Annotated in this window: 12 protein-coding genes and 1 pseudogene; 3 read left to right on the top strand and 10 right to left on the bottom strand. The window is 66.9% G+C overall.

Annotated elements, in window-relative coordinates; all coding sequences use genetic code 11:
* Nucleotides 1-275: 275 nt before the first annotated feature.
* On the bottom strand, nucleotides 276-1127 hold the full coding sequence (locus ABT078_RS30455; protein ID WP_351233349.1) for a helix-turn-helix domain-containing protein: 852 nt from the start codon (nucleotides 1125-1127) through the stop codon (nucleotides 276-278).
* 10 nt (nucleotides 1128-1137) lie between these two features.
* Nucleotides 1138-1890: a DUF6879 family protein gene (locus ABT078_RS30450; protein WP_351233347.1), complete on the bottom strand. Its 753-nt coding sequence runs from the start codon at nucleotides 1888-1890 to the stop codon at nucleotides 1138-1140.
* A 959-nt stretch (nucleotides 1891-2849) separates the two neighbouring features.
* On the opposite strand from ABT078_RS30450, the pseudogene ABT078_RS30445 reads away from it, so the two are divergent.
* A pseudogene (locus ABT078_RS30445) lies at nucleotides 2850-3047 on the top strand (ParA family protein); the annotation flags it as partial.
* A 295-nt stretch (nucleotides 3048-3342) separates the two neighbouring features.
* Here the strand turns inward: ABT078_RS30445 and ABT078_RS30440 are convergent.
* The 6 genes from ABT078_RS30440 to ABT078_RS30415 form a co-directional block, all read right to left on the bottom strand.
* A complete protein-coding gene (locus tag ABT078_RS30440; RefSeq protein ID WP_351233345.1) occupies nucleotides 3343-3756 on the bottom strand; it encodes a hypothetical protein in 414 nt (137 codons plus the stop codon).
* A gap of 48 nt (nucleotides 3757-3804) precedes the next feature.
* The gene (locus ABT078_RS30435) at nucleotides 3805-4497 is read right to left on the bottom strand and encodes a hypothetical protein (protein WP_351233343.1); all 693 of its coding nucleotides are present in this window, start codon (nucleotides 4495-4497) and stop codon (nucleotides 3805-3807) included.
* A 905-nt stretch (nucleotides 4498-5402) separates the two neighbouring features.
* Entirely contained in the window at nucleotides 5403-5711 is a 309-nt protein-coding gene (locus tag ABT078_RS30430) for a hypothetical protein (RefSeq protein WP_351233340.1), read from the bottom strand.
* A 26-nt stretch (nucleotides 5712-5737) separates the two neighbouring features.
* A complete protein-coding gene (locus tag ABT078_RS30425) occupies nucleotides 5738-6682 on the bottom strand; it encodes a replication-relaxation family protein (protein ID WP_351233338.1) in 945 nt (314 codons plus the stop codon).
* A gap of 14 nt (nucleotides 6683-6696) precedes the next feature.
* Complete coding sequence (locus tag ABT078_RS30420) at nucleotides 6697-8868, bottom strand: type IV secretory system conjugative DNA transfer family protein (protein WP_351233336.1); 2172 nt, start codon at nucleotides 8866-8868, stop codon at nucleotides 6697-6699.
* Entirely contained in the window at nucleotides 8865-9326 is a 462-nt protein-coding gene (locus ABT078_RS30415; RefSeq protein WP_351233334.1) for a hypothetical protein, read from the bottom strand. Before ABT078_RS30415 ends, ABT078_RS30420 begins: the two co-directional genes overlap by 4 nt.
* 333 nt (nucleotides 9327-9659) lie before the next feature.
* On the opposite strand from ABT078_RS30415, the gene ABT078_RS30410 reads away from it, so the two are divergent.
* On the top strand, nucleotides 9660-10451 hold the full coding sequence (locus ABT078_RS30410) for an SMI1/KNR4 family protein (protein WP_351233332.1): 792 nt from the start codon (nucleotides 9660-9662) through the stop codon (nucleotides 10449-10451).
* A 207-nt stretch (nucleotides 10452-10658) separates the two neighbouring features.
* On the opposite strand, the gene ABT078_RS30405 is transcribed toward ABT078_RS30410, so the two are convergent.
* Both ABT078_RS30405 and ABT078_RS30400 read right to left on the bottom strand, forming a co-directional pair.
* On the bottom strand, nucleotides 10659-11609 hold the full coding sequence (locus tag ABT078_RS30405) for a hypothetical protein (RefSeq protein ID WP_351233330.1): 951 nt from the start codon (nucleotides 11607-11609) through the stop codon (nucleotides 10659-10661).
* A gap of 3 nt (nucleotides 11610-11612) precedes the next feature.
* Nucleotides 11613-11993: a hypothetical protein gene (locus tag ABT078_RS30400; protein WP_351233329.1), complete on the bottom strand. Its 381-nt coding sequence runs from the start codon at nucleotides 11991-11993 to the stop codon at nucleotides 11613-11615.
* Between the two features lie 220 nt (nucleotides 11994-12213).
* Between ABT078_RS30400 and ABT078_RS30395 the strand changes: the two genes are divergently transcribed.
* Nucleotides 12214-16032, top strand: coding sequence for a CHAT domain-containing protein (locus tag ABT078_RS30395; RefSeq protein ID WP_351233327.1), 3819 nt, complete (start codon nucleotides 12214-12216; stop codon nucleotides 16030-16032).
* Nucleotides 16033-16035: the final 3 nt, after the last annotated feature.

Below are 16035 nucleotides of genomic sequence, written 5' to 3'. Positions count from 1 at the left end.
TGGAAGCCTCAAGAACTCCCATCATCGCAGGTCACAAGGCACTTCCTTGTTTCCCGAAGAGTCATCCACAGCCATCAGATCGGTGGATCAAGGCTAAGTCCCAGGAAGAGGCAGAAACTATCCACAAGCACTGCCGTGCAGTGGCCAACCACTGCCGGGAGATCAGTCGTCTGATCCTCCGGCGTACGGACGGTGGTACCTCGTAGTCCAGATCGTCGCGGATGGTGTTGACGTTGAATCCGAGCCGCTGCGATCTGTGTTCAGGGAGAAGATCGTTACCGCGGGCCTATCGAGCGTCGGACCCGGTTGATCACATTCTGGGCGTCCACTCCGAACACCGCTGACTCTCTCAGCGTCCGCCAAACCCGCAGGTACGTGGCCACGGAGTCAGCGTCATCGAGCCACAATTCCGCGTGCCAGTCCTCAGCAATCACCAGCCGCTCATCAAGGACCCAGAACCCGTTCGCGGTGGGAATCTTGAGCGGCGCGCCGAGCGGGACGATCCCCAGGTCCACGGTGTCCATCCCAATCACGCCAGTGAGCCGATCAAGCTGGCTGACAAGCACGGACGGCGGACACACCAGCGCGTGCAGGGCGGCCTCCCACACTAGAGCGTGGAACCTCCGGCCGCCCTGATAGAGCCACTCCTGCCGCTTCATCCTGGCCCGGACCGCCTCGTCGGTGTCGCGCACGGTGCCATGAAGGTCGGCGTACCGCAGGAAGATGTGCCGCGCGTAGTCGGCGGTCTGGAGCATGCCTGGGATAACGGCTTCCTCCCACGCGTAGATAGCCCTGGACCGGTCGACCTCTAGGTTCCAGCTGTCCTGTACCGGCCGGTGCCCCACGGCCAGTTGGCGCCGCCAGGAGCGGATGTGGGACTCGAATCCCTTGAGGCGGGCTTCGAGTTCGTCGAAGGTTTCGGGCTGGCCGACCGCGCCGGCCCAGGCCCGCAGGTCCTCAGTGACTGCGGTCTGCCGTCCGCCCTCCAGTTTGTACACCTTGGAGTGCGGCCAGCCCAGCCGCTGAGCGAGCTGTGTACCGGTGAGCTGGCCTCCTCGGGCCGAGAGACGTAGTTCCCTCAGGCGTGCTCCGAGAGCCTCCCGAGCCTGCTGGTAGTCCGTGCTCACCGGTGCCGCACTAGCCCTTCGAGTCGAGTTGCGCCGCGAACTGGTCGTACGGGATGGACGCGTGCACCGCGGCGTCACGCACCTGGCAGTACCGCAGCACTTCTGAGGGCTCGGTGATGATCTCGACGTCGTTGAACACATCCGCGTCGTCGAAGCGGAGCACTGCTACCAGCCGGCTGTCGAAGATCCAGAAGTCCTCGGCAGGAAGGTGCGCACGCTCGGCGTCCTCTCGGTACAGGTTCCGCACGTCCTCGCCCGTGGCCGCGTTGCACCGGGCATAGCTGAGCAGGAACAACTGCCCCTCGGTGGGCGGGTTGTCCACGACGCGGACACGACCCACGGACTTGCCGCGGGAGGTCTGCTGGCGGATGTTCACGCACCACTCGCTGTCGGGGTCGCACGGGGCCATACCGGTGGTGACGAACTCCGCGTATGCAGTGTCTTCTCGATCTGACGCGTAGCCGCGCCGCGTTTCCAGGTGCCAGGCCGAGTGCTCGAACGTCTCGAAGAGTCGGCCGAACTCCTCCAGGTCGATGACCTTGGGCACGCGTTCAATCTCCTTGGGGCCGTGGTTGACGAGCAGTTCACGCGGTACGGCCACGGCCGCATCACCGGGCCCGAAGTGCTGGAGCCGGGAAAGGTCATCGGGATCGGTCAGTGGCGTTCCCTGGACGATGATCTCCCCGGAGTCCAGGTCCTCGTGGACAGCAGGGCATCCACCGTTCTTGCTGTCCGTTCCGTTGAACCGCAGTCGTCGAGCCATGTCGCCTCCCTCGGTGTCGGGCTTGTCGCCATCAGCATCACCAGGCCAGCGGTCCCGCTCTACAGCGTGCACTCCCTCATGTGAGACCACAGGAGAACATTCGGCCAGAGTGCGAGAACATTCGAGAACATCGCGTGGTGCACGTCAACAGGTCCTACCTACGGTCCTGGTCATGGAGACGGGAACTCAGGGCTGGTGCCACTGGCACAACGGCCCCTCTGGGACGGCTCAGACGGTTGTGACGATCGAGCGCGCTTCTGGTGCGCCGTACTCACTCTTCGCGTGCGCACCATGCCGTGAGCAGCGCGGGCTTATCGCGGCGGCCGACCACGCGGTGAAGGCCAAGTCGTGAGCCCGCGGGCGCCGTACACCACGCCGGGCCGGGTGGTGATCCCCTGTTACTGCTGGATCAAGAAGCCCGGCACTCAGACTCGCTGCACGCTCCGCCCCGGGCATGACGGCCCGCACTACTTCCACATCGGGTTCGCCGGGTGGCCCAACCGAGGCCCGGAGCCGCAGTGACCGCGCTCGCCGGCACAGAGACGAACCCACAAGAAACGTCGGACTGCCGGTACCGAAAGGTGCCGCCCGCCCAGTCTCTCAACTGGGAGCAATACGCCGGCCGCGCCTGCTTCGCCTGCGGCAATCCGCTGACAACCGGCGCGGTCTCCTGCGGGATTGCGCGCGGCCGGGACCACGCCCACAGCCTCGACACCGAAGTGTGGGCCTGCCCATGAACCCCCGTCCGCTGCTGGCCGACCGGCAGCGGACGGGCCGGCTGGAGCCCTTGCTACGCAAAGGAATGAAGTCGGCAGCCATGCTCTCGGCATAGGGGGCAGGTGAGGGACGCCAACTATTACGGCGTAATAGACCGGGCCATGGCGCGGGGCAGCCGCGGAGTCCGGACTGCCGTGATGCTCATTACGGCGTAATACCGGCCAACCCTCGCGTCTTGCCCATACGACGCGCGCCGCGGCTACATCGCCACTTCATCTCTGGAGAACTGGATGGAGATAAAGGATCCGCGGGTGGTCGGCGTCATCGGGGACCTGAAGGAGCAGAAGGAAGCTGTGCGGGTGAAGCAACCTCTCCTGGCGTTCGCGCCCAGGTGCGACCAAGCGGTGGCTCTGCGAGCGCTGGCCCGGGAGATCTCGTGAGCAAGGCATACAAGCTGGGGACCGGCTCGTCGTTCCAGCAGGCACAGTCGATCAGCCCGCGACGGCAGGCCATCAACAACGCCACCAAGGCTGCGGCGAGGTTCGTTCCAGGCCATCAGGCCTGTGTGGCGGCTGGTGGTAGCGGTTGTAGCGAGTCGGTTGCCCGCGAGCCGCTGAGATTTCACTCCTGGCGGGCGTGAGCGGTGTCCACTCACGGGGTATAGTTCGGAGCGAACCTTGTTACTCAGGCGCAGAGGCCCCGCCAGTCACTGGCGGGGCCTCTGTCTTGTGTGTACTAGGCGACGTGCAGCTTCCGCTGTCCTTCCGGCGGCGGCACGGACGCGTAAGACGGGAGCTTCAGGTTTGGCAGCTCGCCAGCCTGGATGCTTGCCACAGTGTGACGGAAGGCAGCTTCCATGTCTGCGTGGCTCTGGTACTTGGCCACCAGGGGGTGCAGGCGGTAGCTGTTGCCCTGCCGTCCCTCGTTCTTGGGGCGCAGCACGATGTTGAGGTCGCACAGCGGCGCCATCAAATTGCTCACGGCCTGTGGAGTGATCTGATACTCCCGCGCCATGTCCTTCTGACGCACTGGCAGGTGACCGCCGAACTCTGAGCGGAAGACCAGGTACTGAAGGAACTTGACAGCCGACCCGGAGACGGGCAACGCCCAGATGCGCTCGGAGACGAGCGGAGACATGACCTCAGCCATCAGTGCCCCTTCTGTGTCTGGTCTTCGCAGCGAGGTGTACCCGCAGTATCACCCGGTGAGCTCCTGCCTGCCGTACCCGTCGTCCTCGCCAAAGTCGAATTCCTCCTGGTGCGGTTCCTCAGGCCCGATGTTGTGCGGGAAGGCCGTGGGGTCGTTGTCATGCTCGGTGGCGATCTGCGCAAGGACCTCGTGCTGGGCCGTGGAGTTGCCCTGGAACCACAGGGTCGGGTTTAGGCGGACTTTGCCGTTCCCTACCTGCTCGATCCATTTGTAGCCGCACAGGGCTTTGATGGCGCGATTGACCGTGGATCGGGTGATCTGCTTGGCGTCCCTCTTCTGGGCGGCAAGCCGGTTCAGGCCGTCGGTGATCTCCTGCTGGGTGTACTGGGCGATCCCGGTACCGGGGACCTGGCCGCCCGCGACGAACAGGAACACGCACAGTTGTGACTTGGTGATGGAGTTGGCGACGGCCAGCTGGGCGAGCAGCTGGGTGAACCAGTTACTGGCCAGGCTGTAGCCAGCGTTGCCCGCCATGTGGTGCACGGCGCGCGCGTCGTTCTCGTACTCGAAGGTGACTCCCTTGAGTTTCCTTCGGCCCCTGGGGTCTTCAGCCTGGGCGACGTCGCCGAGCTGCCTTCCCAGGACGCTCAGGATGTCGTCGAACGCTGCGTCGTCGGATGAGTTGGTGGGAACGATGCGTGGCCCGCCCGGTCGTCGCCGGGCCGGCGGATCTGATGTCACATGACCTCCTTGATACTCAGGCGGTCCAGACACTATCCGAAAAATCAAGCAGAGCTTGTCTTTTGGTGCAGTGGCGCGCCGAGAGGCTTCCGGGTGTGCCCTCGGCGCCTCCGTCGCGCCAAAAGTCCACTCAGACTTGATTTCTTGTGCTCCGGGGTCGCAGTAATCAAGTGGTGCTTGATTTCCTGTGTTGGTATCGCGGCACATCTCGGTGTGCTCGAGGTCGCCTTGGAGGGCTGCTGCGACTCTCCGGCGGGACGGCTGACCTGCGGTGTTGGGTTCGGCTCCCCTCTGCAGCAAAAATCCACGCCTGCTTGATCTATGAGGTCAAACGTGTCCGCTGGCTTAACATCTTGGGAGGTCAAATGTGTCCTGGGCGACAACATGCCTCGCACAAAACTGCAGGTCAGAGGCTTGTCGAAGCGTGGGTCTCTTACTACAGAAGACCCCGCGGGGCGCTGCGGCATTTCAAGTCACAGGCGCGTCCACCAGCACCCGGAAATGCTGAACTCTCCTGCGGCGCTGCACTCATGTGTGCCCGCACCGGGCATCAGCCGCATGGCAGGTCATGGTCTCCGAGCGGACGTTGACGTACTAGCGCAGCAAATATCATGGCGAGCACGACCCGCCACTGCTAGTTGTGGCCCGCTTGCCCAGGGAGGGCGCCCTGCGCCCGAGCGGTGCGCCGCCGACGTCAGGAGGCGGCGCAGGGCACGCGGGGTGGGATGGTCCAGCGCATCCAAGGCGCTGGCGGGGGTGTCTGAGGGGCGCGTAGCCCCTCAGCCATGGCCGGTCCAGCGCGGCCTAGGCGCTGGCGGGGTTCCGGGGCTGGCCCCGGCGGGGTCCAGGGGCAGCGCCCCTGGCAACGGTCCGCAGTTTGACGACGGACAAAGAGCCTCGGCAGATCAGGAGCGTGATTGCCGCGGCCGAAGAAGGAGGTCGTCTATGGTGCCACGGCCTCCGGTCTGGTTCTGCCAGCCTTCCAGAATGTGGTGGATGATCTGGCGTGCTGTCATCTGGTACTCGTCCCGGCAGTGCTCGGTCTGGGAGAACGCACCGATGGGGCGGGTGTGGCAGTACACCGCGAGGAGCTCTCCCACCAGCGGTGAGAACGGCCGTGTAATGGCCCCAATCTCGTCGCAGGCGCGGTACTCGGCCCGAGTTGTTGCTTCGGCCGGCGGAGCTGCCTTCCTGAAGTGACGGCTGAAGAGCATGTGGAGTCCTTTGTGGAGGGAGGCGGTCAGGCCGCGACGGCCTGGGGCTGCAGCCACGCGTCGGCGAGTTCGGCTCGTCCGAGGACCGGGGTGAAGATCGGTTGGAAAGGGCCGTGCCGCTGGAGCTGGACGATGGTGGTGACCCCGGCTCGCAACGTGGTGCTCGTGAGGGTCGGGTCGCTGGCAGCAAGACTTCGCAGGTCGGCGATGCGCCGGTTCAGTCGGGAGTCGGAGGCGCCGGTCAGGACCATGAGCAGACGAGGGAACACCGGGTATCGGTAGCGCCAGGCCGGTGTCGTCGTGACTCGTCTGCCTGACTTAGCCCCGCGGCCCGCGGCCTGCTGGGGAGTGAAGTCGTGGTAGGCGGCGTAGGCGTGGAGCTTCTGGGCGAGGCGCGCGATGGTCATCTGGGTGCGGTCGACCTCGATGAAGTAGGTGAGGAGCGTGCGCTGCTTGGCCTGCTGGTTGGTGTGGACGTAGTTGAGGACGGCGTCGGGGATGAGGCTGAGGTCTTCGCCCGGGCGGGCGTCGTCGCGGTAGTAGTGGGCGGTCTCGGGGGACCAGTCGAGCGGGCCGCATTCGTGGCCGAGGCGGCGGGCCCACTCGACGAAAGCGAGGCCCGTTTCCACGGTGGCGAGGGTGTGTTCTTGCAGCGGCCCGAGGGCCGCTTCCGGGCTCATGCGGTAGGGGCGCTGGGGCAGCAGGCCGACCGATTCGACAGCACGGGCGCCCTTCTCGGTGAGCCACCACAGGAGTTCGGTCTGCCCGGAGATACGCCGGCCGACGGTCTCAGCCAGGCCTGTCGCGCGCAGTGTGTGGAGCTGTCGGCGCAGGTATTCGGCGCGGGTGTGGTGAGGGGTGATGAGCTGGTGCATCTGCCTCGTGGAAACCAGACGGTGCTGGTAGATGACCTGGGCAGCTTGCTGGGCGACCTGTCCGAGCCCGGTCGGGCCGGTGTGTGGGTACGGCATCGCGGTGCTCCGTCTCAGTCGATGCGGGTGGTCGGGTCGCCGGCGCCGTTCGAGCGCTGCTGGCGGCCGGTGTGGTGGGCGAGCACGATGGCGTCCAGGTCCTCGAGCTCCGCGAGGATCTCGGCGACCGACCGGCGCTGGAGGTTGGTGTCGATCGCCTTGTCCAAGTCGGGGACGCCTGCCGGGTTGTCGTAGTGGGCGAAGATCTCTTCGACTGGCAGTCCGCGGACCCTGAACGGCTTGGTGCGTTCGCCGTTGAGGTTGATCGACATCACGTAGTGGTATTTCGGGAGCTCGGTGATGGTCTCGGGCGTGACGTGGCCGTTCCAGCGGCGTGCGACGAACGCTGCCTCGTCGTAGTCTGCTGCGCAGGTCGACAGCAGGCTCTGGTTCTGCAGTAGCGCCTGCCGGGTGATCGCGCTCAGCCGGAGTGCCATCTGCGTCGTGCCGATGAACCTGACCTCGTACTTACGCAGCTGCTCGGCGATGGCGGCAAGGAAGCCCTTGGACGAGGCGTCCAGGGCCGTGAGCTCATCTCCCCAGGCCCAGAACGTGGTGCGCTGATCTCGCGGGGTGTCCTGGCGGGACAGGCCGGCGCGATGCAGGTCATGGATGAGCAGACAGGACACCAGCGCGTCGCTCTCGCTGCCGGACGGGCAGACGAACACGACCCGGTTGGTGTCCATCGCCTTCCTGATGTCGTACGCCGACCGCGGGCTCCCGAAGAACGCCTGCAGTGACTGCGACGTGTCCAGCCGGTCCATGACGTACGTGACGGTGGGGACCGCATCCGCCGCGAGCTTCGGGAACGTCTTCTCCCAGTAATCGAGCACCCGCTGGGGCAGCTTGGGCAGCAGGGCGTGGCGCCAATCCTCATCGGTCAGCCAGGTCCGCAGCTGGAACAGCGTGCACTGCGCCTCTGGTTTCCCAGCGTCGACGGCCTGAAGGTTGAGCAGGGCCAGGGCCTGGGTGGCGCGGGCGAGGATCGTACGGGCACGGGGCGCGCTGTCGCCCCAGTCCTGGGCGGCGGCGATGCCTTCGGTGACCGAGCGGACCACGTCCTGGACGTCGCTGAGGGTGCGGCCTTCCATGGACAGCGGATTCCAGGAGACGACCAGTTGCTCCGGCTCGGACTTGGCGAGGTTGATCTCCCACACGCGGGAAGCAATCTGCGGGTGGGCCAGGTACGGCTTCGCCCTCATCCAGCCTTCGCCGTGCGGGTCGAGGAACCAGGTGCCGTATCCGCTGTGCGCCATTGCGATGCACTGCACCAGCGCGGCTTCGGTCTTACCGTGACCGGCCTTGCCCAGCTGCAGACCGAAGAGCAGGTCGCGTACCCGGGCGGCGCCGATCCGCTCACGTCCGTCCGGGTAGATGACGGCGCCGAGCGGCACCAGGTCCCGCTGGCCGGTATAGACGGGCAGGCCCGAGGGCGCCGGCGGGACCAGGCCGCCGGAACGCACCACACTGGAGGCGTGGCACCGGGCCGTCGGCGGCTTGAGGAAGCCTGCCAGCTCGGGCACGGTCAGCCACTGCCGCCTGCGCGGGGCGAACTCTCCGGTGGCGAACCGTCTCTCGAAGGATGCGATGCCCCAGCGGGTGCGCGGCCGACGGGGCTTGAGGTAGTTCTCGCCGGAGGTGGCAGCGAACGCGGCGAGCAACTGGTTCGTCCGTGCCAGCGCGGCCTGCGGGTGCGATGCCTCGGTGCGCAGAAGCAGCTGGACGGAGAAGACCGCGCCGGCCGACGGGTCGAACTTCCCAACCCCGTCCCGCAGGTCGGTCATCCGGGGCAGCCGCTCGCCGCGGCCGCTGCTGCCTGTCTTGCCACCGGACCAGGCCCCGGTGACCGAGCCCCACACCCCGCCTCCGCCCAGTCCACCGGTCAGGCGCTCCCCGAACGCGGAAGGCCCGCGGCGCTTGGACTGCGCCAACAGCCGGCGGCGACGTCGCGCGAGGATACGTTCGCGGATGGGGACCAGGTCGAGGACGACGTCAACACGCTCGCCCGCATCGGAGCCGACCGAAGCCATCGCGACCGCCAGCTGCTGGAGCGGATCAGGGTTGAGACCGAGAGAAGCCAGAGGCTTCTGGTCGGACAGGGCCAGCGCCAGCTCAACCCGCTGGACGTAGCGGCGGGCCTGCCTCGCCTTGACGGCAGGGTTGGTGAAATCGACAGTGGCAGTCACTCTGCTCCCTTACTCGGCGCGGGGAACCGGACCGGCTGGATGCCGTTCTGGGAGCGGCCGGCGCGGACTTCGACCTCCGCGAACCCTGGCATGGCAAGAACCGCGGCCGCGGTGGCCGGGCCCTCGAGGAAGCAGCGCATCTTGCCGGCCTCGGCGCTGTAGCGAAGCCGGGCCGCCGATCCACGTGCCGGCACTCCGCCAGCGGCGTGGTGCACCCGGCCCAGCTGACGCGCCCACCGGCCCACCTCGCCCTCACTCGGGTCGAACGTGGACGTTGGCACGACCTCGACGGTGATGCGGTCAGCGAGGGCATCCCGTATGAGCCGGGCACGCCGCACCTCCCACCAGATCCAGACGGCCAGGACAACGGGTGCGACGGCGGCCAGGTACGAGGCGGTCGCGGTGGCCCATTCGTCTGCACCGGCGAACAGCTCGCCCGGAAGTTCAGGGATACTCATTGCCGACGACCAGCCGGTCGTCCGGGGTGCTGTGGTGGTGTCCTGCACGGTGGGCCTCCTGGTCGCCGAGCGGGGCGATCTTCCTTCACCCGGACCAAGTCATCCCGGAAGGCCGGTTCAGACACCGATCTCGACGCTTTGCTTTTTCTTTGCGTTCAGGTGTCTGGGTGCTCAGGCGGCTGTCCCGTCTCGCTCAATCGAGTTGCTTTCTCAGCGAACCCAGGCAGTCGGCCTTCCGTCTCAGCGAACCTAGGCGCGTGGGCAGTGCGTTGGGGGGACTGGCCCGTCTACCCGCTGTGTTCCTGCCTGCCGACATGGTGCAGGGTGGACGTCATGCTTGCCGATCATCATGAGTGCGACGTGGTCGTCACGGCCGTAGCCGCGGTTGGGACCCTTGTTCACGCGGACGGGTACGAAGGTTTCATCGACCAGACCAAACACCCCTCATGGTGGTCGGACACGCCCCGTGCCGCGGTCGGCGACCGGATGCGCGCGGTGGTACTGGACGCCACGAGGACTCCGCCACGGTTCAGCGCCCTGCCGAGCGATGTACAGACGGCCCGGAGCCTGCGCCATACCGAACCGCTGGCGCGGCTCTGCCCGCCGCCCGGCGGCGGCCGAACCGTGAAGTGGAGCGCCGTGGAGGAGACGTTGGGCATCGTCCTGCCGGCCGACTACAAGCGGCTCGTCCAGAGGTATGGCGGCGGGCTCTTCGCGGGGGTGATCTGGCTGCTGGAACCCGGCTGCCCGGATGCGATGTACGACCTGGTTGCCCAGACCGCGGAACGCGAGGAGATCCTCGCCGAGCTTTGGGAAGCGGGCGAGGAAAGGCCGTCGGAGCTCCATGAGGGCAACGCCAGGCTGGTGCCCTGGGGGTACGTGGAAGGTGCGGGCCACTTCCTGTACTGGCTGGTCCGGCCCGGTGTCGAGCCGGAGGAATGGACCGTCATCCTCAATGAGGGGCGTGGCCCCCTCTGGGAGTCTTATCCGGCGTCGTGCAGCCAGTTCCTCCTTGATGTTGTGGCCGGCACGACGACGTCGTTCTACTTCACCAACCTCGAAGACATCGTTGCCTCGGAAGACAGGACTTGTTTCTCACCCAACTCGCAGATCCTCAGCCAGTAGGAGCAGGCGGTGGGGGCCGTGCCGGCCACGTTCGGGCTCGCCTGTCCCGCGGCCACTACGTGCGTTGAATCGAGCCCGCCCGTCTCACCCAGTCCAGTCCAGGCAGGTCAGCGCAATCGCGGACGCCTAACTTCATTGAGACTGGGCACTCGGCAAGTCGCCATGACACATGCGCAGGGGATGGCGTGCCGCGGGCGAGGAGCCCGTCTATCGCGTCGGCGATGGGGCGGCGGGCGGCGGAGGCTGGGTCCGCAACAGGGCGGTCAGGGTGGTACCGACGCCGGGTGTGAGAGGTCCTGTGTGGTCAATGCCCAGATGACGGGCCAGATCGACGGCGTGCAGTCGGGTGACCGCCTCCAGCAGCTGCGCGTAAATGTCGACGGCCGTACGGATGCGGTGCCGAGATATGAGTGCAAGGACACCGGTGAGTGGCGCTGCGGGCCACCACAAGAGAGTGAGGGGCGCGTACAGCAGGGTCCAGCCGCCCAGGGTGGTGGCGCGGGTGACGGCGGTGCGGGCGGCAGTGATTTCGGTCCGTACGGTTTCCGGCAGATGGAGCCATAGGTGCGGCCACACGACGGCGAAATCCAGGAGCAGGTCGCGGTCCAGGCGAAGAGCGACTGCGTGGATGCGGTCGCCGCTCCATGTGGGGCGGTCAGAGGGTTCGACAGCGATGCGGTCCCTGGTACGGCGGGCCTCGTGGCGGGGAGCGGGGTCCGCCCGTTCGCCGCGGGTTCGAGCGACTGCGGCCGATTCGCGGTGGTGATGGTAAGCGGCGTGGGCGTCGGCCCAGCGGGTGGCGCGGCGGTCGACGCGCCGTGCGGTCAAAGTGCGCACTGGTCTCGGCCAGGTCCGCCAGTTGGCGGCCAGGACAATCTGTTCGGTCAGGGATCCGATGGCCTGCGCGGCCAGCCCTACGGCGGCTGCGCCAGCCAGGACCGCTGCCAACAGGACGACCTGCCCGCCGATGGTTTTGGCGGCGGGTGCACCGGCCCAGGCTGTGATGTGGTCGGTGAGGCGGCCGACATCCAGGGCGTGGGCCTGGCCGAGAGTGTGGGCGGCGACAGCGACGGCCAGGTAGAGGACGCCGGGGAGCACCAAGAGGGTGAGCCAGCGTTCGGCGAGCTTCTTGCCGAGTTCGCTCAGCAGGCCCCCCATCGTCTACAGCCCATCGCGGCGCAGAGGCTGTTCGGTGATCGCGCACTGGGGCGGGTCGACGGTGGCCGCGGGCCAGCTGTAGCGGGAACACCGGTGTGCCGGGCACAGGTACACGGTCTCTTCTGCGCCGTCGTCGACCCCGACAGGCCGAATCCCCCTGTTTCCGTAGACCCCGATGTGGTCTCCGGCGGCCAGCAATGCAGTGTGGAGAGCCTGCAGCGGGCGGTCTGGGTCTTCGCCGTTTCGCATTGCTTCCAGCAGACGTCGCAGCGGGGATGCCTCATCGTTCTCGGGCAGGACAGCGCTCAGGACGTCCAGCTGCCGGCACACGTAGGCCAGGGCGTCCCTAATCCGTTCGGCCGCGCCGTTGGGCTCCTCGGCCACCGATCCCCCTGTCTCGACGTACGCGTATGGCCCCTGATCCGTGGCTTCGGGGCCCGTATTGTCGGGCACCCTGACCCTACCGATTGAACCCTGCTGCGCGCAGTCGCATTGGGTACTAGCGTCATCTTCTGGGCATAGGCGGGGAGGGGTTGTGGGGGAACGCGAGGAACTCGTGGAGGCGGCTAAGTCCCGGCTCCACAGGGTTGGGACCACCCAGGACTTGTCGTCGGTACTGGGCGCGGATGCGTTGATCCAGGCGCAGCGTCTTGCACAGTACGCGGAGGAAGACGGCGACCTGGAGACGAGGTGCCTGCTCGGCTGGCTGCACTGGTATCGCTACCAGGCGCTGCCCGAGGGGGAAGACCAGCACGATCTCGGCGCGGCCATCGACCAGTTCACCCACTGCTTCATCGCCGATGTGGAACATCTGCCCGAACCCCTGCTACCTGTCCTCGCCGAACGGGCGGCCCCGATTGCCATCGCCATAACCAATCAAGTCCTGGACTCCGCCGACGAGAGCACGATCACGGCTATCGTGGAACTGCACGAGCGCATCCTGGACGCAACTGCGGAAGTCCATCCCGACCGGTGTGTGCGTCTGTCCTACCTGGCGATGGCGTTGCTCATCAGGTTCGATCGCGCTGGCGCGGCGGGCGATCTCGAGGCGGCGATCAAGGCCGGGCGCAGCGCGGTGGACTCCACCCCTGCAGACCACCCGGGCTACTCCCCGATACGGAACAATCTCGGCCGGGCTCTGCAGACCAAGTACCGGGAGTCCAATGCGTCAGAGGACCTGGACAGTGCGATAGAGGTCATCCAGGAGGCAGTGGACGCGACCCCGGCCGACGACGCCCAGCGCACGAGTTATCTGAAGAATTTGGCGAGCCTGCTCCGGGTCAGATACCTGCGGGCCTTCCCGCCGGGCGGCGCACTGGACGACCTCGACACTGTGATCTGGGCCCTTCGGGAAGCGGTCGACGCCACCCCGGCCGGCCACCCCGGGCGCCCTGAGCAGCTGTCCGACTTTGCAATCATGCTGCGGTTCAGGTTCGAGCGCACCAGTGAGCCCGCGGACCTGGAAGACGTGATCAGCGCTCTACGCGAGGCAGTGGACACGACCCCCTCCGACGATCCGCAACTGGCGATGTACAAGTTCAACCTGGGGAGCGCTCTCCAGACCAGGTTCGATCGAATCGGCGCAGTGGGCGATGCGAACGCCTTTGTCGAGTCGGGGCAGGAGCTGGTGGACGGCACACCTGCCGGTCACCCACGCCGCGTGTCCTATTTGGAAAACCTGGGCAGAGCGCGTCTGGCCCGATTCGATCGGACCGGCGAACTGGAGGACGTGGACGCGTCGATACGGGCTTATGAGGAAGCGGTTGACGCCGCGCCGGCCGACGACCCCCAGCGCATCCGTCACTTGGTCGACCTGGGGCATGCGCTCCAGGCGAGGTTCCTGCGCACCGGTAGACTTGCCGACTCGGACTCCGCCCTCACTGTTGTCCGGCAGACGGTGGATGCGACCGTCGATGACCGGCGCGATCACGCCAGATGCCTCTCCAACCTGGGAAACGCGCTCCAGGCGAGGTTCGGACGGACCGGTGCACTCGACGACCTCGACACGGCGATCGAGGCCCTTCAGGAAGCGGTCGAAGCCACCCCGGCCAATGACGTCGACCAGGCAACAGTCCTCAGCAACCTGGGCATTGCGCTGTCGATCAGGTTCGAGCGGACCGGGGCACGACGCGACCTGGATAGCGCCATCGAATTTCTCCAGCACGCGGTGGACGCTACCCCCGCCGACCACCGGAACCGGAGCGGCTACCTCTCCAACCTGGGGAGCGCCCTCATACCCAGGTACCGCCGGACGGGCGCACTGGCCGACCTGGACAGCGCCATCAGATTCCATCGGGAAGCAGTGGAGGCCACCCCCCATCATCACCCGCACCGTGCCCTGCTTCTGCACAACCTGGGATACGCGTTCGCCTCCAGATTCGAGAACACTGGCGCTCTGGAGGACCTGGACACCAGCATCAGGGCCATTCGGGAGGCGGTCGACGGCACGGCTGACGATGCCCCGGACCGTGCCCTGTACCTGGAGAACCTTGGCGACGCACTGTGGATCAGGTTCGAGAGGACTGGGGCGCTGGGCGATTTGGACACTGGTATCAACACTCTCCGAGTGGCAGTGGATGCCACACCCCCCGACCACCCGCGCCACGCCAGGCTGCTGTTCCGCCTAGGGGGTGCACTGCGGACCAAGTTTGGGCAGACCGGGGTTCCCAGCGATCTGGAGGCTGCGGCGTCCGCTTATGCCGACGCGGCGGAGGGCGCTTCGGCCCCGCCGTCGATCCGTATCCACGCCGCCCAGGCGGCGGCCGAGCTGATCGCCTCGGCAGAGCCCGCGCGGGCGGCCGGGCTGCTGGAGGACGCAGTGCGGTTGCTGCCAGAGGTGGCGCCCCGCCGGCTGGAGCGTGGTGACCAGCAGCATGCGATCGGCAAGTTCGCTGGACTGGCCGCGGATGCCGCCGCCCTTGCCATGGCGGACCCCGGCATCCCCACGGACCGACGGGCAGTCAGGGCTCTGCGGCTGCTGGAGGCAGGCCGGACAGTGCTGCTGAGCCAGGCGCTGGATACCCGGAGCGACCTCAGCGCACTGCGTGACCAGCACCCTGAGCTGGCCGCCCGATTCACCGATCTGCGTGAGCGGTTGGACGGGCCTGTCGACGCACTGTCACCGATTCCCGCGCCGCAGGACGGAAACGGCCACATCACCGGTTTTCGGACGCAGCAGGGGCTGGATCGTCGACACCTGGCTGACGACATCACCGCCACCCTTACCGAGATCCGCGCACTGGAGGGGTTCGTCGGCTTCGGACTACCCCCGGCTACCGAGGAACTCCTCGCAGAGGCGGAATCCGGCCCGGTGGTGGTGTTCAACGTCAGCTCACACCGCAGTGACGCCCTCCTTCTGACCACCGGAGGCATCACGCCGGTGGCATTACCCGCCCTGACTCACGACACGGTGATCGACCAGGTCAACGCATTCCACCGTACTCTGCACACCGCACTCGACTCCAACGTCATGCCCGTGGACCGCATGGCCGCCCAGGCCAGGTTGCGGACCATCCTGGAGTGGCTGTGGGACACAACCGTGGAACCGGTTCTCAGCGCTCTCGGGCACAACGGCCTCCCGCTCGGCGATGACTGGCCGCGGGTGTGGTGGTCGCCCGGGGGACTGCTGGGTCTGCTGCCCATCCACGCCGCCGGCTACCACACCGAACCGTCGGGGCAAGAGCCGCGCACCGTGATGGACCGCGTCGTATCTTCCTACACTCCCACCATCCGCGCCCTGCGCCACGCTCGCCAACGAGCCCGGGTCCAGCCCACGCCTCGGGACCGAGCGATGATCATCGCCATGTCCGCCACGCCCGGACTTCCCGACCAGGGCCGCCTGCCGAACGTTTCCGCCGAAGCCGCGATGCTCCGGGCCCGTGTGCCGAATTCCGTCCTGTTCACGGAACCCGGTGTCACCAGCGGCATCGAGGGGGGAGGTGTGGCGACCAAGACCAACGTCCTGACACACCTACCGAGCTGCACGATCGCGCACTTCGCCTGTCACGGGTACAGCGATCCCACCGACCCGTCCAGCAGCCAACTGCTTCTGCACGACCACCTGGACGACCCCCTCAACGTCACCAGCCTCGCCTCGATCGCGCTCGACAACGCCCGCCTGGCCTACCTGTCGGCCTGCAGTACCGCCCTCACCGCCGACACCAACCTCCTGGACGAGGCCATCCACCTCGCCTCGGCGTTTCAGATCGCCGGATTTCCGCACGTCATCGGCACTCTCTGGGAAATCAACGACCAACTAGCCGTCAAGATCGCAAAGTCCTTTTACACCGATCTCACCACCGGCGACGGCAGCCTCAACACCGACCGAGCTGCCCATGCCCTACACCGCGCCACTCGCATCGCACGCGACCAATACCCCGCCACACCCTCTCTGTGGGCCGCCTACCTTCACGCTGGCGCCTGACTG

Origin of the sequence: Streptomyces sp. NPDC002133 (assembly GCF_040296405.1) — a bacterium.
Classification (GTDB): domain Bacteria; phylum Actinomycetota; class Actinomycetes; order Streptomycetales; family Streptomycetaceae; genus Streptomyces.
The sequence above is the reverse complement of the archived record's forward strand: the minus strand, read 5'-3'. Positions and strand labels throughout refer to the sequence as shown.